This window comes from Vibrio tubiashii, assembly GCF_028551255.1.
GTDB classification, from domain to species: domain Bacteria; phylum Pseudomonadota; class Gammaproteobacteria; order Enterobacterales; family Vibrionaceae; genus Vibrio; species Vibrio tubiashii_B.
This window is the reverse complement of sequence record NZ_CP117029.1, coordinates 1,859,246-1,885,921: the sequence shown is the minus strand read 5'-3', so window position 1 is coordinate 1,885,921 and position 26,676 is coordinate 1,859,246. Positions and strand designations below refer to the sequence as shown.

Genomic DNA, 26,676 nt, shown 5'->3' with positions numbered 1-26,676 from the left:
TAGGTTAATCTAAGACAGGTAATTTCAAATTGTTGCATGGGCTGTTAATTCTCAGGCTTTGGTGTTGAAGGGGTTCTCACTGCTACGTCTATGGTAAGGCTGCCCATGCGACTCTCTCCATACAGAAAACGCTACAGGCAGTCAGCCTGTGTGCCACTTAGCATTGTTTACTCTAAGATCGGCAGGATCTTACTTAGCTTATCAAGCGTCTCTTGGTACTCCGCTTCACATTGGCTATCAGCGACTAGACCGCCTCCCGCCCAGACGTGGATGTTCCCATTTTCAGCGACTAGCGTACGAATGGTAATACTGGTGTCCATACGACCATGTCGGCTTATATAGCCAATACTGCCACAGTAAGCGCTTCGACGATGGGGCTCTAGCTCTTCAATAATTTCCATCGCGCGAATCTTAGGTGCCCCTGTAATTGAGCCACCTGGGAAAGAGGCTTTCAATAAGTCCGCTGCGCAATATTGGTCATCGAGCTTGGCACAAATGGTACTGACTAAGTGGTGTACCGCAGGAAAGCTCTCTATATCAAAAAGTTTGGGTACGTGTACGCTGCCAGGTTTCGCCACTCGGCCGACATCGTTTCTTAGTAGATCAACAATCATCAGATTTTCGGCTTGATCTTTTTCTGCGTTAGCAAGTTCATAAGCCGCATTTCGGTCTGCTTGTGGATCAGCAGAGCGTGGACGAGTTCCTTTAATAGGCTTTGTCTCAATTTCATTGTCTTTCACCTGTAAGAAACGTTCAGGAGAGACACTTAAAATCGCGCCGTGCTCCGTTCTAACGAAAGCAGAAAATGGACCTTGGTTTACCCCTTCAAGCTTTTGATAAGCTTGCCACTCACTACCTTGGTAAGGCGCGCTGAATCTTTGTGCCAAGTTAATCTGGTAACAGTCTCCAGAGCGCAAGTACTCTTGAACTTGAGCAAACTTGCTGCTGTATGACGCTTTAGTCATATTGGATTGCCAATCACCACGCAGGGCAAACGCTTCGACTCTATTCTCTTGCTGACTGGTCAGCCATTGCCATTTCTCTTCAGTGTCAGAGCCGACGACATAAGCGGATTTCTCTTTGTGGTCGACAATCAACGCCCAGTCATAGAGACCAATCGCCATGTCGGGGGTAACGAGATCTTGTTTGGCAAGAGATGGCATTCGCTCAACTCGGCGGCCTAAATCATACGAAAAATAGCCCAAAACACCGCCAATAAAAGGCAGCTCACCACAATAGTCGAGATCAGGCAAAACTTGAGCTTGAACTCGCTTAAGCAGTTCAAATGGGTTGTCGCTTGAAGTTTCCTTCACTCCTTGAGTAACGATATAGCTCTCGTCACCAAGGGTGGTAATCGTTGCTTTTGGCTCTGCCACTAGGATATCAAATCGACTATCAACGTGCGTTCTGGAAGGAGAGCGCAATAACATGGCCCAAGGTCGCTGGTGAATGTTAGCAAAGTGTTGGGCTGCAAGGTGTAGCTGATAAGGAATCGGTTTGATTTCTAAGCGATTTGGCTTGATGTTATTCATTTGTTTAATTTGTGACAAAGAGATCGTTGATTACGTGGCGTGTTGAGGAAAGCAAGAGTATCATAATGACCACAAAGGTCGCTACACCAGTGTTTTGCAAATATAAAATCAACAAGCAAACGTTTGTGTTCGACCATAAAAAGGAAGCAAAAATATAACGAGGCATGCAATGACCGTAATTCGCCAGCAGGATGTGATCAGCAGTGTTGCTGATGCGCTCCAGTACATTTCTTATTACCATCCATTAGACTTTGTCCAAGCCCTAGAAAAAGCCTATAACCGTGAAGAGAGTCAAGCGGCGAAAGATGCCATTGCTCAAATCCTAATTAACTCTCGTATGTCTGCAGAAGGCCACCGCCCAATTTGTCAGGACACTGGTATTGTGACCTGTTTTGTGAATGTGGGCATGGGTGTTCAGTGGGACTCAACCGAACTAACAGTTCAGCAAATGGTTGATGAAGGTGTGCGCCAAGCATACAACAACCCAGACAACCCGCTACGTGCCTCGGTTCTTATGGATCCAGCAGGTAAGCGAATCAATACCAAAGACAATACGCCTGCCGTTGTTCACATCAATATGGTGCCGGGCAACAAGGTTGAAATTCAAATTGCGGCGAAAGGCGGCGGCTCAGAAAACAAGACTAAGATGGTGATGCTTAACCCATCGGATGATATCGCTGAGTGGGTAGAGAAAACACTACCAACAATGGGCGCAGGTTGGTGTCCACCAGGTATGCTTGGTATCGGTATTGGTGGTACAGCAGAAAAAGCGGCGGTACTGGCGAAAGAGTCTCTGATGGAGCACATAGACATTCAAGAGCTGATTGACCGTGGTCCACAAAATGCAGAAGAAGAGCTTCGCCTCGATATTTTCAATCGTGTTAACAAGCTCGGCATTGGTGCTCAAGGTCTGGGCGGTTTGACTACTGTAGTTGATGTTAAAATTAAAACAGCACCAACTCACGCCGCTTCTAAGCCAGTGTGCTTGATTCCAAACTGTGCTGCGACTCGTCACGTCCATTTCACGCTTGATGGAACTGGCCCAGCAGATCTCCAACCACCTAAGCTTGAAGAGTGGCCGGATATCACTTGGGAAGCTGGTGCGAATACTCGCCGTGTTAATCTAGATGAAGTGACTCAAGAAGAAGTAGAAAAGTGGAAAACAGGTGAAACTGTTCTACTTTCAGGCAAAATCCTAACAGGTCGTGATGCGGCGCATAAACGCATTCAAGGCATGCTGCAAAGTGGTGAAGGGCTGCCTGAAGGCGTCGACTTCAAAGGCAAATTTATCTACTACGTAGGCCCAGTTGATGCTGTTGGTGATGAAGCGGTTGGTCCTGCTGGCCCTACGACTTCTACGCGTATGGATAAATTTACCGATATGATGCTAGAAGAGACGGGCATCATGGGCATGATTGGTAAAGCTGAGCGGGGACCAGCAACCGTAGAGTCGATTAAAAAGCATAAAGCGGTGTACCTAATGGCGGTAGGCGGTGCGGCTTACTTGGTTGCTAAAGCGATTAAGAAAGCACGCGTGGTTGCATTTGAAGACCTAGGCATGGAGGCGATCTACGAATTTGAAGTAGAAGATATGCCTGTGACTGTCGCGGTTGACTCAAACGGCGCAAACGCTCACCAGATTGGTCCAGACACTTGGAAAGTAAAAATCCAAGAAATGGAAGACCAAGCTTAATAGTCACTGTTTAGCTTGTGAGAAATCACTGATTTAATTAGTGAAAATTTGACAAAGGTGGAGCGAATGCTGCACCTTTTGTCTATATAGTTTAGAGTTGTAACCCTAAGTCAGGAGTAAAAATGCCACGCTTTATTCAAATCTTACAGATCATCATTGCGGTGGTTATTGGTGCTTTCGTCGGATATGACCTTATTCTCCATGGCATCAGTATCTTCGATGAAAAGTATGTCACCATTAGCTGTGCTCTGTTTGTGCTGTTAGAAATCGCTCTGTTTGTCATCTACAAATTGATCGAAGACGACTAACGTTTATCGTTTTCGCTGATACACTAAGCCTCTGATTTTTATCAGGGGCTTTTTTGTTCATCTAGGATTAAGATTAGAGCCGCTAAGCTAACAGTGTGATTGAAACAAAGAGAACGTGAATGAAGCAAATTACTCAAGAAGTTAATGATTTACTTAGCCGTACTATGGACTCCCATGTTCGTATTGCCGTGACAGGTCTTTCTAGAGCGGGTAAAACCGCATTTATTAGCTCGCTCGTTAATCAGCTTCTCCATACTTCAACTCATGAAAATCTACCGTTATTTTCCGCAGCGCGAGACAAAAGATTAGTCGGCGCCAAGCGTGAGCCGCAAACCAATATGCTTGTTCCGCGTTTTGCCTATGACGAGGCAATGCAGCATGTACACTTAGATCCGCCGATCTGGCCGGAACCAACTCGTGACGTGAGTGAGATCCGACTGGCAATAAAATATCGTCCGCAGAAAAAGACCAAAAAGTTGTTCGGTAGCACATCTACTTTGCACATTGATATTATCGATTACCCGGGTGAGTGGTTACTTGATTTACCTCTGCTTGATATGGACTTTCATCAGTGGTCGCAAAGTCAGTTCGAGGCACTGAAAGGTAAGCGCAAAGAACTGGCGCAGCCTTGGCTAGAGCGGCTTAAACAAATTGATTTAACTGCGGAGTTAGATGAAAACCTGCTTGCAGAAATATCTGAGCTTTATACTGAGTTTCTTCATCGCTGCAAAGAGCAAGGTTTGCACTGGGTGCAGCCGGGTCGGTTTGTCTTGCCCGGGGATTTAGAAGGTGCCCCGGTGCTGCAGTTTTTCCCTTGCCAGTTTGAACAACAAAGCAAAGCAGAGAAAGGCTCTAACTTAGCCATGCTCAAAGCACGTTATCAAGAGTACCAACAGAAAGTGGTTAAGGCGTTCTACAAACATCACTTTTCAACGTTTGACCGTCAAATCGTGCTGGTGGACTGTTTACAACCGCTTAATGCGGGCTATGAATCATTCCACGATATGCGTCATGCCCTAGAACAGATCATGCACAGTTTCCGCTATGGTCGAAGCAATATCTTGAAGCGCTTGTTTGCCCCTCGAATCGATAAGATTTTGTTTGCTGCAACCAAAGCTGACCATGTCACGCCAGAGCAGCACACAAATTTGGTTTCTTTGCTCCAGCAAATGGTGCATCCGGCATGGCAAACCGCGTCGTACGAAAATATTGAAATGAATTGCATGACCATGGCATCGATACAGGCAACGCAAGCAGGTTTTATTAGTAAGGGCGACCAATCTTATCCTGCGATTCAAGGGGTCACTATGGATGAGCAAGCACTTACAGTGTTTCCCGGAGAAGTACCCAAAAAGCTGCCCGCTCAAGATTACTGGCATGAGAAAGGCTTCGAGTTTACTGCCTTTAGACCTCAACAATCTTCACCGGATGAGCCTTTGCCGCATATTCGTATGGATAAAGCACTTGAATACTTAATCGGAGATAAGCTGAAATGACAAACAGTGATAAAGCGCAGTTTAAACAAAAGCAGGTCTTCGATGATGCTTTGCGCAGCGAACAAGAAGATGTACAACCAGATCTAACGGCACATATGCAGTTTCAGCAGTCCGAGCAATTCGTGCCTGTTGAAATCGATAATGAGCAGGAAGATACCGCTGTAGAAGCTGAGCTAGAGCAGGTCATAAGACCAAAGTCAGGTTCTAAATGGCTAGCGACAACTCTGGTCGGTACATTTGCGGGTTTGGTCGGTTGGCAAGCGGTAGACAATGTTGTTACGGCGATTCAAACCGCAGACTGGCTCGCTTTGGGTTGGTCAGGTTTTATCGCGACAGTTTCATTACTTGGTGTTGGTGCGATTGGCAAAGAATTGTTCAAACTACGCAGGCTCCGTAATCACTTCAGTGTTCAGGAACAAAGTGAAGCGCTTATCCATTCAGACAGTGTGGGGCAAGGCAAAGCTTTTTGTGAATCGGTAGCAAAGCAGTCTGGTATTAAGCGAGAATCACCGAGCTATGACCGTTGGGTGAACAGTATCAATACGTCACATAGCGACGCAGAAATTCTCGATATGTATGACGCTATGGTTGTTGCTGAGCAAGATAAAGTCGCAACAAAAATCGTTTCTCAACATGCAACGGAATCCGCGGCTCTTGTCGCTATTAGCCCACTTGCAGTGGCTGACATGATGCTAGTGGCTTGGCGAAATTTCAAAATGATCGACAATTTAGCCGAAGTGTACGGTGTAGAACTCGGTTATTGGTCGCGCCTGAAGTTATTTAAAGCAACATTGGTCAATATGGCGGCCGCTGGTGCGAGCGAACTTGCGGTTGATGCCAGTATGGATCTGATGTCTATGGATCTGGCTGGAAAGGTTTCAGCTCGTGCAGGGCAGGGGTTAGGTGTAGGTATTTTGACTGCGAGGTTAGGTCTAAAGGCAATGGCACTGCTTCGCCCAATTCCTTGGCATAAAGAGAGACAAGTTAAACTGGGGGCAATACGCAAGCGGATTGTAGAAAAAGTCGCCGCAATAACAATCAAATAGTGCGAATGTGAAGCAGGTAATATCTGTTTACTTGACGAGGATCTAGGCTTAAGGGAAACTACTGTCAACTTTTCGTGACACCTTATTTAAGGACTTATCCGTGCGTCTTGAAGTTATCTGTGAAGACAGACTTGGTCTGACTCGTGAGTTACTCGATATTCTTGCTTCTAAAAACCTCGATCTTCGAGGCATCGAAATTGATGTCTCTGGGATTATCTACTTAAACTGCCCTGATATTGATTTCGATACTTTTAGTGAATTGATGGCAGAGATTCGCCGTATTTCGGGTGTTAAAGACGTTCGCAAGATCCAGTTCATGCCTATTGAACGTCACAATAATGAACTGATCTCTCTTCTCAATAACCTTCCAGAGCCGGTATTAGCTATTGACCTAAAAGGTAATGTTGATATGGCGAACCATGCAGCACTGTCGCTGTTTGGTTGTGAAGAAAGCGAAATGATTGGTCACCTCATCACCAACTTATTGCCTAATTTTAATTTTGCAAAGTGGGCTGAAGGCAATATCGCACGTCAAAGAGAAGAGATTGTGATCAGCGGGTTAGATTACACGATGGAAATCATGCCGGTATACATTTCGGATGAGACCAATGAGTCTGTGCTAGCAAGTGCGGTAATGATTATTCGCTCTACTCAAGAAAAACCGCTGTTTGACGACTCGCTTCCTCTGCACAATAACCTCGGGTTTGAACATTTTGTTGGCGTCTCTAACCGTCACAAAGCACTGATCAGTCAAGCGAAGAAACTTTCTATGCTAGATCAGCCTCTGCTCATTCAAGGTGAAACCGGGACGGGCAAAGAGATGCTCGCACGAGCGTGTCACAACCGTTCCCATCGAGCTGCGAATCCTTTCCTAGTATTGAGCTGTGCTTCAATGCCAGATGGTGTTGCTGAAACTGAGTTGTTTGGTCACGCGCCTGGCTCATTTAACCATGAGCAAGGCCACAAAGGGATCTTTGAACAGGCGAATGGGGGAACGGTATTTCTCGACGAAATCGGTGAGATGAGCCCGCACCTGCAAATCAAGTTGCTTCGTTTACTCCAAGACGGCACGTTCCGCCGTGTGGGTGAAGAAGATGAAATTCATGTTGATGTGCGCGTCATTGCGTCAACACGTCATCAGTTAGCGGATTTAGCCGAATCAGGTTCGTTCCGTGAAGACCTGTTCTACCGCCTAAACGTACTGACCTTGTTAATTCCACCGTTAAGAGAGCGTTCGAATGACATAGCGCCGCTACTAGAATTGTTTGTGGCGAAGTACGTTAAGCAGCTTGGCATTAACAAACCTTCCATTGATGAGACTTTGGTTGATCAGTTGGTGAGCTATCAGTGGCCGGGTAACATGCGTCAGTTAGAGAACATGGTGCTGCGCGCGTTAACAGAGGTGGAATCCGATACCCTGACCGCGGATTTGTTCCACTTACCGCAACTTGAAAGTGCACCTTCAAATGCACCAACTTTGAATTTAGACGGTTCGTTAGACGAAATCATGAAAGAATACGAATCTCAGATACTCGAACGTCTTTATCAATCTTTCCCATCAAGTCGTAAGCTAGCTAAGCGCCTTAATGTTTCACACACATCTGTGGCGAATAAGCTGCGTGAATATGGAATTAGAAAAAACTAAATGGAAAGAATTAGCACTCCCACGTCAGTTTATGAAGTGGATGACGATATTGTGCTTCGCACTGCGGAGCCAACCGATGGTTACTTAATCTCTGAATATTTTATTGCTAACCGACAACACCTTAAAGAGTGGGAGCCGAAGCGTGAAGAGGGCTTTTTTACTTTAGCAGGTTGGACGCAAAAACTGATTAAGCTCAATGAGCTACACAGAATGGGACTTGGTTACTATCTGTTGATCATCGATAAAGAGAGCAATGAAATGTTGGGGACGGTGTCGTTTAGCAACATTTCTCGTTTTCCCTTTCATGCTTGTAACGTTGGCTATTCGTTGGCTGCGAATGCGCAAGGCAGGGGGGCGATGACACGTGCCCTTAAGCTGGCTGTGAACTACATGTTTAAGGTTCAGAATATCCATCGCGTAATGGCGAGTTATATGCCGCGCAACCATCGCAGTGAAGCCGTTCTTGAACGTGTCGGTTTTACCAAAGACGGCTTTGCCAAAGATTACTTACTTATTAATGGAAAATGGGAAGATCATAATCTAACGTCGCTCATTAATCCAAATTGGAAGGATGTGTAAACGTGGAGAGATTAGAAAAGCAGCTAGCTTTGCTTATGGAGCTTGACCAACTCAAATCGGTGTTAAGACGTACGCGGGTAAAAAGTGCCGAAGGACGCTTAGAAAATAGTGCAGAGCACAGTTGGCATGTTGCTTTAATGGCAATATTAATGGAAGAGCATGCTAATGAGCCCGTTGATATCGCCCGGGTAGTGAAGATGTTGCTGCTCCACGACGTCGTAGAAATTGATGCGGGTGATACCTTTGTTTATGATGTTGCTGCAACCGCTGAACAAGAGCAAAAAGAACTCGATGCTGCTCACCGCCTGTTTGGCATGCTACCCGAAGAGCAAGGGCAATCGCTATTACAATTGTGGTTAGAGTTTGAATCTGCGCAATCCGCCGATGCAAAGTTTGCTAAAGCGTTGGATAGAATCATTCCTATGCTACTCAACTACCACAATCAGGGGCAAAGCTGGCAAGAGCATGGTGTCACAAGGCACCAAGCTTTGACCATTAACCAAAAGATTGAATTTGGCTCACAGGCACTGTGGGACAAAGCGCAACAAATTATCGACGACGCCACAAATAAAGGTTGGCTAAAAGCGTAATGCTTTAAGAGGAAAATTAATGTCTTACCTAACTTTGGATGAATACCAAAGAAAATGGATTTTCACCCATCAATCTATGCCAGTGCCAGAAGAGGATTTGGCTGCGATTAAGCCAATGACGCAAGCACGTGCATCTCAATTGTGGAAAGAGAACATTAGTGCGCAAAGCCCAGACGCGGATCGCTTAAGTTCGAGTGATTGGCCGATGAAAGAGTCTAACTGGAAACAGGAAGTTGACTGGATGGCAGCTTGGGAAGCGGATGATGAAGCAATGCCGCTTGAGCTGACAGAGTTTATTGATTGGCAAGATGATGTGACCGTGTATTTTTGCTACGAAAAGTACAACGTCATCGAAACGAAATGGTCTGTGTTTAAAAAGCATTGGAAAAACTTCTTATTCTACGATGATGGGCCGATCTTAATAGGGCGTCGCAGAAAAGAAGCGCTGTGGTTTGATACAAAAGGGACAGTCAAACTAGGCTTTAGAAACTAACTTCTAAAATATTGGAGAGCGGCATTGCCGCTCTTTTTTATGGGATCTGTGTCATATTTGGTCTTGCTGTCTATACTTTCCTTATGAACGTGATGAGACGGGATAAGTCATGGAAGACAAAATAATCCAATCCGTTATAGAAATTACTGAGCAGAGGAACTCTGTATCTTTAGGCCATTGTCTCGTTGCCACACTTTTTGAAATGATCCCTGCTGAGTCCATCGAATTAACCTATTTCATCAATGATACTGCACGCACAGTGGCGAAAGTGACCCGACTAGGGACTGAAAATGAATTCGATTGGGTTTATGACTCTGTCTCTGTGTATAGTGGAAGTAGAAACCATCTCAATCAAACCGCAACCGTCACTAGAAATGAGCTTGAGCGCTATGTTTCTACTCATCCGGTTCCGGTTTCTGAAGACAGTTCTGCAGAACTTGTGGTTGTGTTGAATGAATGTCCAACAAACTATGAACTACTCATTGATGGCTTCGCGAAAATCTATCGTAATTATCTTGTTGTGCTGCATGATAGCGAGCGCGACAAGCTGACGGGACTGTTAAACCGAAGAACATTAGAAGAGCGTTTGGCGCGCAGCTTTAATGTTATGCCTGATACGCCGGTTGAAATCACAGCCTGGGTTGCGATCATCGATCTAGACCATTTTAAAGAGGTTAACGATCGCTTTGGTCATATGATTGGTGATGAAGTCTTACTGATGTTTGCTCAGCAAATGAGCAACTACTTTACTTGCCATGAACAACTGTTTCGTTTTGGCGGAGAGGAGTTTGTCGTATTATTACCCCAACAAACACAAGAAGAGTGCATGTCTACATTGGAAGGTTTTCGTCGTCATATTGAGGCATTTCGCTTTCCCCAAGTGATTAATCTAACTTTTAGTTGTGGTGTATGTGGCGTAACGCCGCAAGAGTATTTGCCAACTATATTGGATCATGCGGACAAAGCCTTGTATTACGCTAAAGACAATGGTCGTAATCGAGTGCATTTCTTTGATGCGAAGTTTCTTGTTAACAGTCATGATCGTGAAGATGACATCGAACTCTTCTGAATGATCAATTTGATCATGCTAACTTCAAGAAAAGTAAAGATTAAAACCATAGTAATTATGTGACTTTTAGCCCAATAATGTGTCTATTTTTTGCGACAAATGTGTATTTTGCTATCATTAGTTTGATAAATGCTTCTAACACTTATTTTTAGAACACTAGAGTCTTAGGGAAAAGCAGTGGCTTTAAATGTATCTCAACTTCGTGACGATTTTTATGCACATCTCAGCGCCGTGCAGGCGTATGCGCTTCCGCAAACCAAGCCAACTTTGTCTTTGCTTACTGATGAAGAACTAAGAGAACTGGAAGCCTGTTGGATCGCACTTTCTGTGTGGAAAAACCAACAAGACTAATTGCTTAACCTAGCAAGATAAGATCTAGCAACCTCGTAACTAAAGTTATCGAGGTTTTTTATTGTCTCAATGTTAAAATGTTATATTATAACATTTTGTGATCTAATCATTGAAAAGATGAGTAATAGTCCCCATAGTTAACTTCAAAGCGGAGCATTTCATGAATGCAGCGACAGAAATAATAAACACAGAGATTCAAGTGAGTAAAAATATGGCGGAAGTAAGAGCCAGAGTCGACTTCAAAGTAGGTGCAAAGAGTAACATTGATGCGGAGCTACTTTCCTTTCACGGTTTGAAAACAGATAAAGAGCATGTTGCCGTGATCTTTAAACAAGCGGATCAAACCCAAGCGACACCACTTGTCCGCATGCATTCTGAATGTCTCACTGGGGATGTATTCCACTCATCTCGTTGTGACTGTGGTGAACAATTAGATGAAACCATCAATCGTATGGGCGAATCTGGCGGTATCATTTTGTACCTACGACAAGAAGGTCGTGGTATCGGTCTTTACAACAAGATCGACGCTTACAAGTTGCAAAGTGAAGGAATGAACACATACGAAGCAAACAACCACTTAGGGTTTGGTGATGATCTGCGTGACTTCACCGAAGCTGCGCAGATGTTGAAAGCATTGGGTGTTGAAAAAATTCGTTTAGTGACAAATAACCCGAAAAAGATTCGAGAACTTCAAGAACACGGCATAGAGATAGAAGAGGTTGTCAATACCCTTGCGCATGTTAAGGATGGCAACGAGAACTACCTCAAAGCCAAAATTTCACACGGAAAGCACAATCTAGACGTGTAAGCCATTGAGCTATCTATGTTGATAAAAGCCTCACTTTTGTGAGGCTTTTTTGTTTCCTGCTTGCAAAAAAATTGTAAGTTTGTATTATTCGCAATTAATGGTGCAAATGAGAATAATTAGCACTAATAATTAAGAATAATTATTAAGCTCAACAAGGATGCTTTTTCAATGAATGTAAAATCTCTATTAGCTCAATCGGTAGCAGCTTCACTACTTATCGCTAGCGGCTCAGCTTTCGCGGCAAATGTAACTAAAGAACAAGTTGTTGAGCACTATGCGGATGTTGCTCACGCAGTTTTTGCTGACTCACTAACAACAGCTAAGGCTCTGGATAAATCGGTAGAGTCATTCCTAGCTAACCCAACAGCAGCGAAGTTTGAACAAGTGAAGCAAGTATGGCTTGCGTCTCGCGTTCCTTACCAACAGTCTGAAGTTTTCCGTTTTGGTAACGCGATTGTTGATGATTGGGAAGGCCAACTAAACGCATGGCCTCTGGATGAAGGTCTAATCGATTACGTATCTTCAGATTACCAATATGAACTTGGTAACGAAGGCGCAAATGCAAACATCGTTGCTAACCAAAAGCTAACCATTGGCGCTTCGACTTTAGATGTTGCGAAAATCACTCCTGAGCTAATCGCAGACTTAAACGAGGTTGGCGGTTCAGAAGCTAACGTTGCTTCAGGTTACCACGCGATTGAATTCCTATTATGGGGTCAAGATCTAAACGGTACTAATGCTGGTGCAGGCCAACGTGCGTACACGGACTTCGTTGTTGGTGCAGAGTGTACAAACAACAACTGTGATCGTCGTGGCGAGTTCCTAAAAGCGGCAGCAGAGCTTCTAGTACAAGATCTAGAATGGATGGAAAAGCAGTGGTCTTCTGATGTTAAAGGTAACTACCGTGAAGAGCTTCTAAACGAATCGGCAGACAATGGTCTTCGTAAGATGCTATTTGGTATGGGTTCTCTTTCTCTAGGTGAGCTTGCGGGCGAACGTATGAAGGTTGCTCTAGAAGCAAACTCAACAGAAGATGAGCACGATTGTTTCTCTGACAACACTCATAACTCTCACTACTACAACGAGCAAGGCATCTACAACGTTTATACAGGTATCTACAAACGTGAAGATGGTACGCTACTTTCTGGCCCAAGCATCAACGATCTTGTGGCACAAAAAGACAAGCAAGCGGCAAAAGAGATTCAAAAGCAGTTTGATGTAACACGTGCTCAAGTAGGCCAACTTGTGACTTCAGCTGAGAAGAAAGGTCAGTACTTCGACCAACTTATCGCAGCGGGTAACACGCAAGGTAACGCACTTGTGAATGAAACGATTATGTCTTTAGTTGCTCAAACAGCTCAAATTGAGCGAGCAGCTAAAATCGTTGGCATCAACAGCTTAAATCCAGATACAGCTGACCACGAGTTCTAATCCAGAACGAACAAAAAATAAAGGGCTCAATTGAGCCCTTTTGCCGTTTTTTATTAGCGGTGTTTTTGAGAATTATTCCCATTTAAAATGTCGGGTTATTCCCTTTTTTGAGAGTCCTCGTATGAAGTTGTACACGAAAACTGTCCTAGCAAGCCTTCTCGCTATTACCACCTCTTCTGCCATTGCCTATGATGTTAAATCGGGTGGTGGCACATCCGTCAAAAAAGACGGCGCGAACGCTTTCTCACTTCCCGCTGGAAATCTACCTATGTCTAAGCGTTTGGATTTTAGCGTAGGTAACAGCTTCTTCCGTAACCCTTGGGTACAGGCACCTGCATCAACAGATGCGCGTGATGGTTTAGGACCTCTGTTTAACACCAATGGTTGTCAAAATTGTCACATTAAGGATGGTCGCGGACATCCACCAGAAGAAGGCGACATTCACGCGGTTTCCATGTTGGTGCGTTTAAGCATTCCAGCCATGACGCCAGAACAAAAGAAAGCATTTATCAAAGATGGCGTCATTCCGGAGCCAACCTACGGTGGTCAGCTACAAGATTTTGCACTGCAAGATCAAACTCCAGAAGGCACGATCGAAATTACCTATACTGATGTCCCGGTGACATTTGCTGATGGTACCGTTGTCACGCTACGTAAACCTGACCTAGCTATTACAAATCTCGGCTACGGAGAGATGCATCCCGATACGCAGATGTCGGCGCGCGTTGCACCCCCAATGATAGGTTTAGGTCTTCTTGAAAGCATTCCGGATGAAACATTGAAAGCTTGGGCAGACGAACAAGACAAGAATGGCGACGGAATTTCAGGCAAGGTCAATGTTGTTTGGGATGTGCGTGCTAATGATTTTGCCATTGGCCGTTTTGGCTGGAAAGCCGGTCAACCGAACCTAATGCAGCAAAATGCCGCCGCATTTAATGGGGATGTAGGTTTAACCAGTAACTTGTTCCCTAACGAAAACTGTACCTCTAATCAGACTATCTGTGATGATCTTCCTAATGGTGGTTCACCTGAAGTCAGCGACAATATTCTTGATTTTGTAGAGTTTTATTCTCAACACTTAGCTGTGCCAATTCGTCGTAATGTCGACAAACCAGAAGTGAAGCTTGGTCAAGAACTGTTCGCTAAAGTGGGCTGTGATAGCTGCCATAAAACCAATGTGAAAACTGGCAATCGTGAAGGTCTACCCGCATTGTCTAACCAAACCATTCATCCTTACTCAGATATGTTGCTGCATGATATGGGGCCGGGCTTAGCGGATAATCGCCCAGAGTATCTTGCTAATGGTCAAGAGTGGCGAACTCAGCCACTATGGGGTATTGGTTACACCAAAGAAGTCAATGACCACACCTATTTCTTGCACGATGGTCGAGCGCGCAACCTAATGGAAGCTGTGCTTTGGCATGGCGGTGAAGCAGAAATGGCAAAACAGAAAGTGTTGAAGTTCAACCAGAAAGAGAGAGAAGCACTGATTGCTTTCCTAAACTCTTTATAGGATTCGATGATGAAACAAAAGCATTATGCATTAGTAGCTGCGGCTGCAATCGCTATGAGTGGTTGTCAAACTTCACAGCCAGAAGACGCACAGCCACAAAGAACCAATCATCTTAGCCAAGGTGTGTATGAAGTAGAATTTGCATCAGCGCACGCCTTTAAGAATGAATCGGCTAAGCTAGCACAATCTGTTTCAGGCTACTGCGCTGCTAATTCTGATCTGAACATGGTGAAAGAGCAGTGGCATCAAACCATGCTTGCGTGGATGGCGTTGCAAGGGCAAGAACGTGGCCCAGAAGCGGCATTGGCGCAAAGTTGGAATATTCAATTTTGGCCAGATAAGAAAAACACCACAGGGCGCAAGATGAGCAGCCTAATCAAGCAACCTAAGGCTTGGACTCAGCAAGATATTGCTCTACAGAGTGTGACAGTGCAAGGTTTGGGCTCTATTGAGTGGTTGCTGTATGACAAAGCATCAAACCTGACGGGGAATCCACAGACATGTGAAACGGCCCAAGCTATTAGCTCTAACATTGAGTTGAATGCGGGAAAAATCGCCCAAGCGTGGGTAATGAACCCTTGGGTCGGTCTTGATGAGAAACAGTGGGAATCAGAGTATATCGCACTGCTATCGAATCAGCTTGAATACAGCATGAAAAAGATGAGCCGTCCGCTGGCTAATTTTGGCAAGCCACGTCCGTACTTTGCTGAGTCATGGCGTTCAGAAACTTCCATGCAAAACTTGAAGGCAAATGTTGAAGCGATGCAAGCACTCTATTTTGCCAATGGAAAGGGTTTAGACGCGTTGTTGCGTGAAAAAGGCAAAGCGACGCTAGCAGACAGCATTTCCAATCAGTTTGCGATGACAGTTGAAACTTGGCCAAGCGACGAAAGTCTGTTCGATATGTTGCAAACCAAACAGGGCTACCAGAAGGCTTACTCACAGTATAACAAGCTAGAACAGCTTAAGTATTTGATCCATGAGGAAGTCGCGATTGAATTGGGCGTCATTATAGGGTTTAACGCAACCGATGGTGACTGATAACACAAGACGTTCACTACTAAAAGCCGCTCTTTTGGGGGCGGCTTATCCGTTGGCTGGCTGTGTTTCGACGTCGACGCAAAGCGCTACGCCAACGTTAATTGGTTGTTCAATCTCCGGCCGCGACCGTTTTAATGCGGTCGTCGCCGATCAAAATGGGTTGCCGATTCGTCAAGTGCCGTTGCCTGAACGTGGTCATGGTGTTGCTTCGAATTCAGCGCTAAGGCATGCCGTTGCTTTTGCGCGCAGGCCAGGTACTTATTTCCAAGTGTTTGACTATCAGACAGGGGAGTCAATAAAGCTCAGACCTGCCGATAATAAACGGCATTATTATGGTCATGGTGTGTACTCCAATGACGGGAAATGGCTCTACGCGACCGAAGGTGAGCGGGGGACAAGCCGAGGTATTATCGGTGTTTATGATGTCATCGCAGGATATGAAAAGGTCGCGGAGTTCACTGGGTTTGGTTTAGGGCCCCATGAAGTGATTGTCATGCCAGATGACTCACTCGTGATAGGGGTGGGTGGTGTTCATACCAATGGAAGAGAACCGCTCAACTTAGATTCAATGACACCGAGCCTGAGTTATCTTGACCGTAATGGAGAGTTGGTGGAACAAGTGGGTTTGAGTGACCATAAGCTGAGTATTCGCCACTTAGCGCATGATGGATCCGAGACGGTTTTGTGTGGTCAGCAATACCGAGGAGAGCCTGACGAGTATCCTTCTCTACTTGCGATGCATACCAAAGGAGGTGAGTTAGTCTCACTTCAAGCGGAACCAGAACAGTGGGCACGTTTTAATCATTACATTGCAAGTATCGCCGCAACAGAAGACTGGATTCTAGCCACGTCACCTCGCGGTAATTGCTACGGTATTTGGTCTAAACATACCCAACAGTTAGTTGAGCTTTCTCCATTGCCTGACGCATCAGGCGTTGTGGTGCAAGGTGAGACCTTTAAGGTCAGTTCGGGTGCAGGGGGAGTCGTTAGCCAATGCCAACCCGGTGATAAGCAGGTCGCTCATTCGGGAATTCAATGGGATAATCATTGGTCGGTAATTAGTTAATAAATCGAATAAAAATAGAGAGACCGACAAAAGTTTCAAAAACAAGTCATACTCACGGTCTTGAACTCTGCCATACTTTATATTCTGAGTATGGCGGAGGGCAAAGCAATGGGAAAATGGACTTGTTGGTTGTTAGTGTTGTGCCTTGCGCCTTCGACGACCTTTGCAACGCAATACTTTAACCAAATCGGTTGGCTTGAGCCTGATAGCCAACTGCATCGCTTACTTCAATATCCCGCTGTCGTGGAAGATATCTACCGCAACAATGACTCTCAAATGATCTGGTTTGATCTTCAGCAAAGCAGCAAACTGGAGTTTCAACTCGAAGTCATTCATCACGCCAGTTTTAGTTCTCTGTTTTCCCGTCAACTTAGTTATTTGCAATTCTATCGTAAGAGTAACCGCTGGTTTGAATATGATGTGCTGGCAACGGACACATTGCTTCTCTACCTTAGCTATGCGGAGAACTCTATGACCAGCGGTAATAAATGGTTCTTTGACAAGAAGATGGCTCATAGCTTACCACTGCCACCAAATAGTTCATTGATTGCTACTCATCGCGCAATCGCACAGCAATCATTAGGCGATCTCATTGACCGTTACACCCCTGACTCTGCTGGTTACCAATATCTGATCGATACCTACCTCCATTTGATCAAGTTTCAGAAGTTGGATACCCCTTTGTACGTGCAACAAGGGTTAAAGCAAGTCGGAGACAAACTCACCAATAGAGAGGCTTTGCTTCAACGATTAGAAGTTGTCGATGTTGACCTGATCGATGTCAGAAAGGATGTGACTTGGTTTGATAGCACACTAGAGACCGCTATTAAGCAATTTCAAAGACTTCATGGCCTAAAGGAAGATGGCATTATTGGCCCTGATACGATTAAGTGGTTAAACCTACCCATAGAAAAGCGCTTGTCGACACTCGCTATCAATGCGGAGCGGATTCGATACTGGCCAAATCAGCGCGACACTATCATCGTAGTGAATGTACCAAGCTTTGAGATGAAGTACTGGGCGCAAGGGGAGCAACTGTTTGAATCGAAAGTGGTAGTGGGTCGCAAAGGTCGACCGACACCTGTTATGAATACAAAATTAGACTCACTTATCTTGAATCCAACCTGGAATGTACCGTGGAAAATCATGGTGGAAGATATTATTCCAAAGGTGAAGGAAGATGTTGAGTATCTCACTCGCCAAAATATTAAGATTGTGCCTAAATGGGGTTCTAGCGAGGTGATCAACCCTGAAGAAATTGATTGGGAGAATCTAAGACCGAGTTCGTTCCCGTATCGAATGACACAGTTGTCGGGTAATTCCAACGCGTTGGGGCTGTATAAATTCAATACGCCGAATCGACGTGCCATTTACCTTCATGATACACCGAGCAAAGGGTTATTCGATGAAACGCAAAGGGCATTTAGTTCAGGGTGTATCCGAGTAGAGAATGCGGATCTCTTTGCGGTGACACTGCTAGAGTCTCAAGGACTAAACATGGAAGAGGAAGAAACTGCGCAAGAGAATGAGCCAGTAGAGCCTATGCCGAATCAATCGATTCCGCTAAAAAGCCGTATCCCGGTACATATCATTTATCAAACGGCATGGTACGAGGAAGGGAATGTCCACTATAGGGAAGATATTTACCGCCTAGACAGATTTCGTTACACAAAGGGCTAGAATTGACAGACTCTTTACGTTTATTTTCCAAAAACAATTTTATTAATAGGTTCAATAGTTAAGCAAAAAATAGCGAATACAATGCGACTTTGAGCATGTTTTATGCATTTGCACTTCACAATAGAGTTCGGTAGTGTCGCCGTTTGACACGTTAGGGCAACAACATTGTGAAGGAAATTTAAAGTGGCATTATCCCGACGAGATTTTATTAAGCTAGCCGGAAGTGGTTTAGTCGTAGCGAGTTGCGCGCCAAGTGTGGCTTGGGCATCTTATCCTGATCAACCTCGCTCATTAGCCTTAACCAACCTACATACCCGCGAAGCGCTTGAAACGTGTTATTTCGATGGCAGCAACTATATCGACAAAGAGCTTGGTCGTTTGAATCATCTATGCCGTGACTTTAGACGCAACGAAGTGCACGCGATGGACAAGCGCTTGTTCGATCACATCAGCCAAATTCAAAAAGAACTTGGCGTCGAAGCTGAAGTACAGATCATTTCCGGTTATCGTTCACCAGCGACAAACGAGGCGCTACGTGGCAAGTCGAGCGGTGTGGCAAAGAAGAGCTACCACATGCTAGGTCAAGCGATAGATTTTCGTCTTGACGGAGTGAACCTAAAACAAATTCGAGATGTCGCACGTGAGCTTAAGTTTGGCGGGGTTGGTTATTATCCAAAGAGTAACTTCGTTCACATCGATACAGGACCAGTTCGCTACTGGGCGTAAACTTCTTGTTCAGAGTTGTCAAAATGGAAAGCAAGTGTCATAGTTCAGCCAGTTTAGATTTATATCAAGGTTAAGCTATGTCACTTAAGTACCAAGTCGTTCCTGTTACTTCTTTTTCTCAGAACTGCTCCATTGTTTGGTGTGATGAAACCATGGAAGGCATAGTTGTCGATCCCGGTGGTGATGTTAAACAGCTAGCAATGCTGATCAAAGAGCTTGGTGTTAAAGTCGTCAACCTAGTGTTAACTCACGGCCACCTTGACCATGTTGGCGGAACAGAGCCTTTGTCTCGTGAGTTAGGGGGTGTGGAAATCGTCGGTCCACATAAGGATGATAACTTTTGGCTACAAGGCCTAGAGGGGCAGAGCCAGATGTTTGGCTTCCCACTAACAGAAGCTTTTGAACCAAACCAATGGCTAAACGATGGTGATCAAGTCACGTTTGGTAATCAGGTTATGGATGTTATTCATACGCCGGGTCACACGCCAGGTCATGTGGTTCTATTTAGCGAGGAATCTAAGCTCGCTTTTGTTGGTGATGTTCTGTTTAACGGCTCTGTTGGTCGTACCGATTTCCCTAAAGGTGACTTCGATACTCTGATTGCTTCGATTAAAGGTAAGTTATGGCCGCTAGGTAGTGAAGTTCGCTTCGTGCCAGGACACGGACCAGAGTCAACCTTTGGTCGTGAGCGCGCATCAAACCCATTTGTTGCCGATGAAATGCCTCTGTATTAAACAGTAGAAATGAGACTTCGAACTAGGCCACTTTTTGTGGCCTTTTTTATACCTCAGTTTCCGCCGCTGCGAGATATCGGCGCACTAAGCCAACAAACTCTTCTGGCGAGCGGTCAAGATCATTGGCTGAGATAAAAATATCATAGTCATAATACTCTCGCTGATATCTCATTCTGTTCGCTAACATGGCTAACAGCCCTTTAAACTCTTTTCCGTCAGAATTGCGATAGGCGTGTGAGTCGAGCACGATGTCTTCGAACTGCTCGCCTTGCTGATGTTGACGAGCGCCAAGGTATAAAAGCGCACGCTGACTGAGTAAGATTTCCGTAGCAATCCGCGGGCAGATACTGGTTAAGTAGGGTGAGTAGTGTTTGAGTTTAATGCCAATCCAAGGTAAAGGTTGATGCCATCCATCTTGCTCATAGGTACAAATACCAATCTTTTGCACGTTGCTCCACTGTATAACCCAACCTCCCTTGAACAAATGTTGCTGAAAATGGGTTGCGGTGAGGGTGAACTTGACGGTGCTTTTTAAAATGAGCACATAGCCAAACCCAATCAGTGCCGCGACAGCGACGGCGGTCAGTAGAGCTTGTTGCCAACCTGGTGCGTAAAGTAGCAAAAACAGACAGCCAATCGTGAAAATTCCACTCAGCCATCTCACTGTGATAGATGAAAAAACAAAGGGTTGATTGGTTAGGTGTACGGTTTGCATACAGGCTTTTCTCACAACAACAAATACATCTGTTTATATAATCAGTAGTTGAAGATTCGATCACTTGGGTTATTGATTAAATTGTAGTCGCATGTCGCTGTATCGCGTATTTTTGTGGCATAAAGCCGCTCATACCCTGTAAATGCGAGCAAATTTTTGGTATAAATCGCGCTTCAAATTTTCACCACTGCTCCGTATGCAGTGAAATGGAGAAATACTCGATGAGACTTGCTCATAAGCGTAAAGTGCAGCTTAAACTGCAAAAACGCATTAAAGCGACAGTTGCGAACGTTGAAGCGACAAAGAAAGCTAAGCCTGCAGTTGAGAAGAAAGTAGCTGTAAAACCAGCAGCGGAGAAAGTTGTAGCAGCAGCTAAAACAACTGACGTTGCGCTTACTCCAAAGCAGCAACAAGTTCTAGATATCGTTGTTAACAACGCTGAAGGTATCAACCCGAAAGGTATCGGCCTAGCGGCTGGTCAAGAAGACGCTAAAGCAGCATCTTGGGCAACAGGCGCTCTTAAGAAACTTCTAGAAGAAAACCTAGTGGTTAAAGAGCAACTAGCTGGCAACAAAGTTATCTATAAAGCAGTTTAATTGCCACTAGCAAATCCATTTAATTGGATCCTAGCACCTTCAGAGCCTCGACAGTGTCGGGGCTTTTTCATTTCTATAAATTATGTTTAATACTTTTGTCACATTTTTCATCAATTCCTTCCTGTGCACATAACTAAGTATAATCTGTAAGCGTCAACCTTAGTGGTTGTTTGTATCTAGCTGATTTATTTAGCTAAAAGATTCTGGTTGTCATATTTCCTACGTATTACTACGTAATTCTTTCGTCTATACGTCAGCTTAGTTGTTAAAACCAGTCCGTGTTCGCGCCTATTTCATATTGGTTATTGATGAACCACTCTGTATGAGAAATAGAACATGCCTATAAAGGTATGACCCGTTAACAAAGGACGTGAACATGAGTCTTATCAAACAATCTCTAAAAAGAGTGTTAAAAGGAACCGCGATGGCGGCTGCTTTGGTTATGGCAGCGACTTCGGCTACTGCAGCTGAAAAAGTGTATCGCTTGAAGCTAGCTGAAACTTGGGGACCAAACTTCCCAGTATTCGGTGATGCGACTAAGAACATGGCCGCAATGGCAGAGAAAATGTCTAATGGTCGATTGCAAATTCGTATCGACTCGGCAAATAAACACAAAGCGCCGCTCGGTATTTTCGATATGGTGAAATCAGGGCAGTACGACCTAGGTCACTCTGGTTCTTACTACTGGAAAGGTAAAGTACCGAACACGCTTTATTTCACATCTATGCCATTTGGTATGACCCCAGCAGAGCAATATGCATGGTTCTATCACGGTGGTGGTATGGAGCTGATGGAGCAAGTTTACTCTCCACACAACCTTCTTTCTTTCCCAGGTGGTAACACCGATATCCAGATGGGTGGTTGGTTCCAAAAAGAGATCAACTCGGTTGAAGATTTACAGGGTCTGAAAATGCGTATCCCTGGTTTCGCGGGAGAGATCTTGGCAGAGTTAGGCGCTAAACCAACCAACATTGCACCGGGTGAGCTTTATACTTCTCTAGAACGTCGTACAATTGATGCACTGGAGTGGGTAGGTCCATCTCTTGACCTTCGTATGGGCTTCCACAAAATTGCACCTTACTACTACACAGGTTGGCATGAGCCAGGTTCAGAGCTGCAGTTCCTAGTTAACAAGCGTACCTATGAGCGTCTTCCAGAAGATCTTCGTGAAATTCTACGTGTCGCAATGCGTACCGCCGCTTACGATATGTACACTCAAGCGACTCACGAAAGTGGCAAGAACTGGGTATCTATTAAGTCAGAATACCCTGATGTTCAAGTTAAAGACTTCCCGCCAGAAGTGATGAACGCACTTCGTGAAGCAAATGATCGTCTGCTAGCGAAACATGCAGAGAAAGATGAGTTAGCGAAAGAGATTCAAAAATCTCAAGCTGATTACCTCAAGCAAGTACGCTCGTGGACTGATATTTCTCACCGCGCGTATCTAAACAGCCAAGCTCAATAACAATAAATAAGATAGGTGACATTGTCACCTATCTCGAAGCCCAAGAAAATTTGTTTTATAAAGCGCCACAAACTCATAGTGGCGCATATTCAAAATTCCATGGAGTAGGGAATGAGAAGCCTAATCTATATCGAGCGAGTATTTAATCGCTTTGGTGACTTCCTAGGGTGGTTATCAAGCATATTATTTATCTTGCTACTGGCGAATGTCGTCTACGACGTTGTGATGCGTTATGTGTTTAACGACGTTTCTATCGCGTTTCAGGAAATGGAGTGGCATCTGTTCTCAGCAGTATTCCTACTTGGTGTTCCTTACGCAGTAAAAGCAGGCGGCCATGTCCGAGTCGATCTCTTCTATGAACGTCTCTCGAATAAGGCTCAAGCGATTATCGATTTACTTGGAACTCTTATATTTCTTTTACCGTTTTGCTTATTGGTAGCTTACTACGGGATCGATTTTGCTAAAGAGAGCTATGCATTAGGCGAAACTTCAGGTGACCCGGGTGGCTTACCTTACCGCTGGATCATTAAAGCAATGATACCGCTGTCATTTTTCTTTATGGCAATCAGCGGCGTCGGATTACTGCTGCACTCGTTAAATAGAATCGTCAATCCACACCTTGTCTACTCGCAAGAACGCAAATAAAGGAGGCTAAAAATGGTCGGTATAGTAATGTTTTTCGTCGCCTTGTTTGCACTGCTACTTGGCTTTCCCGTTGCGTTTACCTTCGGTGGTATCGCGTTAATTTTTGGTGTTTGGGCAGAAGGCATGGATATGTTTGCTTTCATGCCTTACCGTATCCAGTCCATCATGGAAAACACCGTACTTATGGCAGTGCCGCTGTTTGTATTCATGGGCTTGGTTCTGCAAAAGACTCGATTAGCGGAACAGTTGTTAGAGTCTATGGGCAAACTGTTTGGCGGCGTAAGAGGTGGTTTAGCCATTTCAACGGTTTTGGTTGGGGCGCTTCTTGCTGCATCAACTGGCGTTGTTGGCGCATCGGTGGTGGCTATGGGGCTTATCTCGTTGCCAGTGATGCTTAAATACAACTACGACAAAGGGTTAGCGTGCGGCACTATTTGTGCGTCAGGTACTTTGGGTCAAATAATTCCACCTTCTATTGTCCTTATCTTGCTCGGCGATGTTTTGGGTGTGCCAGTCGGTGACCTATTCCAAGCAGCGGTTTGGCCAGGGCTAGTTCTGGTTGGTGCCTATGTGGTTTATATCCTTATCTACGCCAAACTTAACCCTGAAGCAGCGCAACCAATGCCAAGTGATGGCAACTTAAGCCGTAAGCAAGAAATCATTGCAGCGCTAAAAGCGGTTGTTCCACCACTAGCACTGATTGTCGTGGTACTGGGTTCCATTTTTGCCGGTGTAGCAACGCCGACAGAGTCTGCTGCTTTAGGTGGTGCGGGTGCGATTGTGCTAGCGATCTTGTACCGTCAATTTAGTTGGTCGATGGTGTATGAGGCATCAAAAGAGACGGTTAAAGTAACAGCGATGGTATTCGCTATTCTACTCGGTGCAACGGCCTTCTCTATGGCATTTACCTATACAGGTGGTGATTACTTAGTCGAAGAATGGATGCTACAGATTCCGGGCGAGAAGTGGGGCTTCTTAATTATCACAATGCTTGTGATTCTGATCCTTGGCTTCTTTATCGATTTCGTCGAGATCTGTTTCATCATCGTGCCAATACTTGCACCAGTGGCTGAGATCATGGGTATTAACATGACGTGGTTTGCGATTCTGATTGCAATGAACCTACAAACTTCCTTCTTGACCCCACCGTTTGGTTTCAGCTTATTCTACTTGAAAGGGGTGGCACCAAAAGGTGTGACGACAAGAGATATTTACCGAGGTGTGATGCCATTTATCGCGATTCAGATTCTGGTACTCGCTTCGCTGCTCGTGTTCCCTGAATTCTACGGAATGTGATCCTTTAGTTACGTAATATTAACAACTCCTGTTAAAGTGGGGCTGCTTGCCATTCGGTGAGCAGCCTCTGTTGTCATTGGGGGAAAGGGATGCCTCTACAAGCCAAACTAATACTACTTAGCCTGCTGCCTTTACTGTTGGTTACTGCGTTAACCAGTTGGATTTCGATTCATCAGGCGAAAACGTTAGGTGAAAAAGAGATTCAAATTTTTGAAGACGGGTTGATTCGCTCTAAGGAAACGGCACTCAAAGATCACGTAGATTTGGCATTTGATGCGATTTCACACATCTACAATGATGAGAGCCTTGATGAAGAGACTGCGAAACAGCAAGTCAAAGCGGTGTTGTCGAAGCTTCGCTATGGTAAAGATAAAGACGGCTATTTCTTCGCTTATGACGAGCAAGGAACCAACCTAGTTCACCCGATTATGCCTGACCTAATTGGTAGAAATTTGATCGATCTTCAGGATGAAAATGGCGACTTGCTGATAGAGGCGCTATTGCATCAAGCGCAAAGTGGTGGTGGGTTTCATCGCTACCTGTGGCAGAAACCCTCTACCGGGGAAAATGTGACTAAATTAAGTTACGCTGCATGGCTCGATAAATGGAATTGGATGATCGGCACTGGCTTATACATTGAAGATATCACCTATGAGGTCGCGAATCTTAAGTCTGAAGTGAATCGAAACATCGAAACCACCTTCTTCTCGGTGATCGTGATTATGATAGTGACGGTAGGGGTGATCGTGGTTATCACGTTAGCGGTGAACCTGCATGAACATCGTTTGGCAGATAGAAGTTTAAAAGAGTTAGCCCACAAAACAGTGATGTTTCAGGAAGACGAAAAGAAACATCTAGCACGCGAACTGCATGACGGAATCAATCAGTTGTTAGTGTCGAGTAAATGCCATTTAGAGCTGCTATCAAGCAAGATTACGGACGCACCCTTGCAACAGCATTTAGCTAAGTCTCAACAATCCTTGATGACAGCGATTAATGAAGTGAGGCATATTTCTCATAATCTACGCCCGAGCGCACTCGATGACATTGGCTTACAAGCCGCCATGAACACCTTACTGCAAGATTTTAAATCACACTCTGGCGTTGAGGTGGAAGCCTCTTTGACGACTCAGCCAGGAAAACTAAAATCAGAAGTAGCGACCACTTTGTATCGCGTTGCTCAAGAATCATTGACTAACATCGAAAAACACGCCCATGCCAATACAGTAAGCGTGATATTGCATCAGATGGGTAATATGCTTCAGCTGATTATTCGCGATGATGGCGTGGGCTTTGATGTAAACACATCGCTGCGAAAAAGTGGTATCGGGCTGCGCAATATGCGTGAGCGAGTTGAGTTTATCGGTGGTGACTTTGAAATAGAAAGTGAACCGGGCTTTGGTACAGAGATTACCGTATTACTGGAATTGGATGGATTAGTATATGGATGAACCAATTAAAGTGGTGATTGTTGATGATCACCAAGTTGTCTTAGATGGATTTATCGCGCGACTTCAAACAGAGCCTGAGATCGAAGTGATTGGTTCAGCCAGTAATGGCCTAGAAGCGATAGACGTCGTTAAGTCATTGCAGCCGGATGTAGTGCTGATGGATGTCAGTATGCCAATGATGAACGGTATCGATGCGACTCGCGTCATTAAGGAGTCCATGCCTGACGTAAAAGTGTTAATGCTCACCATGCATGATAACCGCGAATACATCATGAAGGTGATGCAAGTAGGGGCTGTGGGCTATATGCTCAAAGAGATTTGCGCGCGACGCATGGTGCAAGCCATTAAGACGGTCTACCAAGGTTCGACTTATTTTTGTGAATCAGTGACGCAAACGCTTTTCTCTCAGGAAGTGGTGCCCGTTGCACAAAAGCCTAATCCGCTTAGCCGCCGTGAAGAAGCTATACTTAAGCTTGTGGCCGAGGGAAACAGCAGCAAGAAGATCGCCTCACTACTAAATATCAGTTACCGAACAGTTGAAACTCACCGTCAAAATATCAAACATAAACTCGATCTTCATAGTACCGCAGAGTTAGCTAAATACGCGGTCGAGCAGGGGATAGTGGCTTAAAAGTCACCTAACTTTTGTAATGATTGTAAGTAGGCGCGAGTCTTATCCGCGACAGTGATAGGATAGCGCCATGATC

26 protein-coding genes are annotated in these 26,676 nt (G+C 44.9%); 24 read left to right on the top strand and 2 right to left on the bottom strand.

What is annotated here, in order from left to right; all coding sequences use genetic code 11:
- Positions 1-167: 167 nt before the first annotated feature.
- Positions 168-1,532: an aminodeoxychorismate synthase component 1 gene (gene pabB, locus LYZ37_RS08615; RefSeq protein WP_272785183.1), complete on the bottom strand. Its 1,365-nt coding sequence runs from the start codon at positions 1,530-1,532 to the stop codon at positions 168-170.
- Positions 1,533-1,701: 169 nt separating this feature from the next.
- Between pabB and LYZ37_RS08610 the strand changes: the two genes are divergently transcribed.
- The 18 genes from LYZ37_RS08610 (at position 1,702) to LYZ37_RS08525 (ending at position 19,801) form a co-directional block, all read left to right on the top strand.
- Positions 1,702-3,225 (top strand): fumarate hydratase, encoded by a 1,524-nt coding sequence (locus LYZ37_RS08610; RefSeq protein WP_004746176.1) that lies wholly within the window; start codon positions 1,702-1,704, stop codon positions 3,223-3,225.
- A gap of 122 nt (positions 3,226-3,347) precedes the next feature.
- Complete coding sequence (locus tag LYZ37_RS08605) at positions 3,348-3,533, top strand: hypothetical protein (protein WP_004746177.1); 186 nt, start codon at positions 3,348-3,350, stop codon at positions 3,531-3,533.
- A 119-nt stretch (positions 3,534-3,652) separates the two neighbouring features.
- The gene (locus tag LYZ37_RS08600; RefSeq protein WP_272785182.1) at positions 3,653-5,029 is read left to right on the top strand and encodes a YcjX family protein; all 1,377 of its coding nucleotides are present in this window, start codon (positions 3,653-3,655) and stop codon (positions 5,027-5,029) included.
- Positions 5,026-6,075: a YcjF family protein gene (locus LYZ37_RS08595; RefSeq protein WP_272785181.1), complete on the top strand. Its 1,050-nt coding sequence runs from the start codon at positions 5,026-5,028 to the stop codon at positions 6,073-6,075. Before LYZ37_RS08600 ends, LYZ37_RS08595 begins: the two co-directional genes overlap by 4 nt.
- A 100-nt stretch (positions 6,076-6,175) precedes the next feature.
- Positions 6,176-7,720: a transcriptional regulator TyrR gene (tyrR, locus tag LYZ37_RS08590; RefSeq protein ID WP_171321443.1), complete on the top strand. Its 1,545-nt coding sequence runs from the start codon at positions 6,176-6,178 to the stop codon at positions 7,718-7,720.
- A complete protein-coding gene (rimJ, locus tag LYZ37_RS08585; RefSeq protein WP_272785180.1) occupies positions 7,721-8,299 on the top strand; it encodes a ribosomal protein S5-alanine N-acetyltransferase in 579 nt (192 codons plus the stop codon).
- A 2-nt stretch (positions 8,300-8,301) separates the two neighbouring features.
- Positions 8,302-8,889, top strand: coding sequence for an HD domain-containing protein (locus LYZ37_RS08580; protein ID WP_272785179.1), 588 nt, complete (start codon positions 8,302-8,304; stop codon positions 8,887-8,889).
- Positions 8,890-8,908: 19 nt separating this feature from the next.
- Complete coding sequence (locus LYZ37_RS08575; protein ID WP_171321446.1) at positions 8,909-9,382, top strand: DUF2947 domain-containing protein; 474 nt, start codon at positions 8,909-8,911, stop codon at positions 9,380-9,382.
- A gap of 109 nt (positions 9,383-9,491) precedes the next feature.
- Positions 9,492-10,451 carry a GGDEF domain-containing protein gene (locus LYZ37_RS08570; protein ID WP_272785178.1) on the top strand — a complete coding sequence of 320 codons (960 nt, stop codon included), beginning with the start codon at positions 9,492-9,494 and terminating at the stop codon, positions 10,449-10,451.
- A gap of 177 nt (positions 10,452-10,628) precedes the next feature.
- Positions 10,629-10,802, top strand: coding sequence for a hypothetical protein (locus LYZ37_RS08565; protein ID WP_004746185.1), 174 nt, complete (start codon positions 10,629-10,631; stop codon positions 10,800-10,802).
- A 160-nt stretch (positions 10,803-10,962) separates the two neighbouring features.
- The gene (locus LYZ37_RS08560; RefSeq protein ID WP_272785177.1) at positions 10,963-11,610 is read left to right on the top strand and encodes a GTP cyclohydrolase II; all 648 of its coding nucleotides are present in this window, start codon (positions 10,963-10,965) and stop codon (positions 11,608-11,610) included.
- Positions 11,611-11,778: 168 nt separating this feature from the next.
- Positions 11,779-13,041 carry an imelysin family protein gene (locus LYZ37_RS08555; RefSeq protein ID WP_239855451.1) on the top strand — a complete coding sequence of 421 codons (1,263 nt, stop codon included), beginning with the start codon at positions 11,779-11,781 and terminating at the stop codon, positions 13,039-13,041.
- 121 nt (positions 13,042-13,162) lie between these two features.
- Positions 13,163-14,554, top strand: coding sequence for a di-heme oxidoreductase family protein (locus LYZ37_RS08550; protein ID WP_272785176.1), 1,392 nt, complete (start codon positions 13,163-13,165; stop codon positions 14,552-14,554).
- A 9-nt stretch (positions 14,555-14,563) separates the two neighbouring features.
- Positions 14,564-15,595, top strand: a complete 1,032-nt coding sequence (locus LYZ37_RS08545; RefSeq protein WP_272785175.1) for an imelysin family protein — start codon at positions 14,564-14,566, stop codon at positions 15,593-15,595.
- Entirely contained in the window at positions 15,585-16,661 is a 1,077-nt protein-coding gene (locus LYZ37_RS08540) for a DUF1513 domain-containing protein (RefSeq protein WP_272785174.1), read from the top strand. Before LYZ37_RS08545 ends, LYZ37_RS08540 begins: the two co-directional genes overlap by 11 nt.
- 108 nt (positions 16,662-16,769) lie before the next feature.
- Entirely contained in the window at positions 16,770-18,341 is a 1,572-nt protein-coding gene (locus LYZ37_RS08535; RefSeq protein WP_272785173.1) for a L,D-transpeptidase family protein, read from the top strand.
- A 183-nt stretch (positions 18,342-18,524) separates the two neighbouring features.
- Complete coding sequence (locus tag LYZ37_RS08530; protein WP_272785172.1) at positions 18,525-19,067, top strand: DUF882 domain-containing protein; 543 nt, start codon at positions 18,525-18,527, stop codon at positions 19,065-19,067.
- 77 nt (positions 19,068-19,144) lie between these two features.
- Positions 19,145-19,801 carry an MBL fold metallo-hydrolase gene (locus LYZ37_RS08525; protein ID WP_004743871.1) on the top strand — a complete coding sequence of 219 codons (657 nt, stop codon included), beginning with the start codon at positions 19,145-19,147 and terminating at the stop codon, positions 19,799-19,801.
- A 46-nt stretch (positions 19,802-19,847) separates the two neighbouring features.
- Here the strand turns inward: LYZ37_RS08525 and LYZ37_RS08520 are convergent, their stop codons facing one another.
- Entirely contained in the window at positions 19,848-20,516 is a 669-nt protein-coding gene (locus LYZ37_RS08520) for a DUF2982 domain-containing protein (protein WP_069666529.1), read from the bottom strand.
- Positions 20,517-20,737: 221 nt separating this feature from the next.
- Here LYZ37_RS08520 and LYZ37_RS08515 point away from each other — a divergent pair, with 221 nt between their 5' ends.
- The 6 genes from LYZ37_RS08515 to LYZ37_RS08490 all read left to right on the top strand — a co-directional run bounded on the left by LYZ37_RS08515 (position 20,738) and on the right by LYZ37_RS08490 (position 26,600).
- A complete protein-coding gene (locus LYZ37_RS08515; protein WP_171321467.1) occupies positions 20,738-21,112 on the top strand; it encodes a MarR family transcriptional regulator in 375 nt (124 codons plus the stop codon).
- A 376-nt stretch (positions 21,113-21,488) separates the two neighbouring features.
- Positions 21,489-22,577, top strand: coding sequence for a TRAP transporter substrate-binding protein (locus LYZ37_RS08510; protein WP_004749280.1), 1,089 nt, complete (start codon positions 21,489-21,491; stop codon positions 22,575-22,577).
- A gap of 111 nt (positions 22,578-22,688) precedes the next feature.
- Positions 22,689-23,222: a TRAP transporter small permease subunit gene (locus tag LYZ37_RS08505; protein ID WP_004743974.1), complete on the top strand. Its 534-nt coding sequence runs from the start codon at positions 22,689-22,691 to the stop codon at positions 23,220-23,222.
- 12 nt (positions 23,223-23,234) lie between these two features.
- The gene (locus LYZ37_RS08500) at positions 23,235-24,518 is read left to right on the top strand and encodes a TRAP transporter large permease (protein ID WP_004743973.1); all 1,284 of its coding nucleotides are present in this window, start codon (positions 23,235-23,237) and stop codon (positions 24,516-24,518) included.
- Between the two features lie 89 nt (positions 24,519-24,607).
- On the top strand, positions 24,608-25,969 hold the full coding sequence (locus LYZ37_RS08495) for a cache domain-containing protein (protein WP_272785171.1): 1,362 nt from the start codon (positions 24,608-24,610) through the stop codon (positions 25,967-25,969).
- Positions 25,962-26,600, top strand: a complete 639-nt coding sequence (locus LYZ37_RS08490) for a response regulator (RefSeq protein ID WP_004746224.1) — start codon at positions 25,962-25,964, stop codon at positions 26,598-26,600. Before LYZ37_RS08495 ends, LYZ37_RS08490 begins: the two co-directional genes overlap by 8 nt.
- Positions 26,601-26,676: the final 76 nt, after the last annotated feature.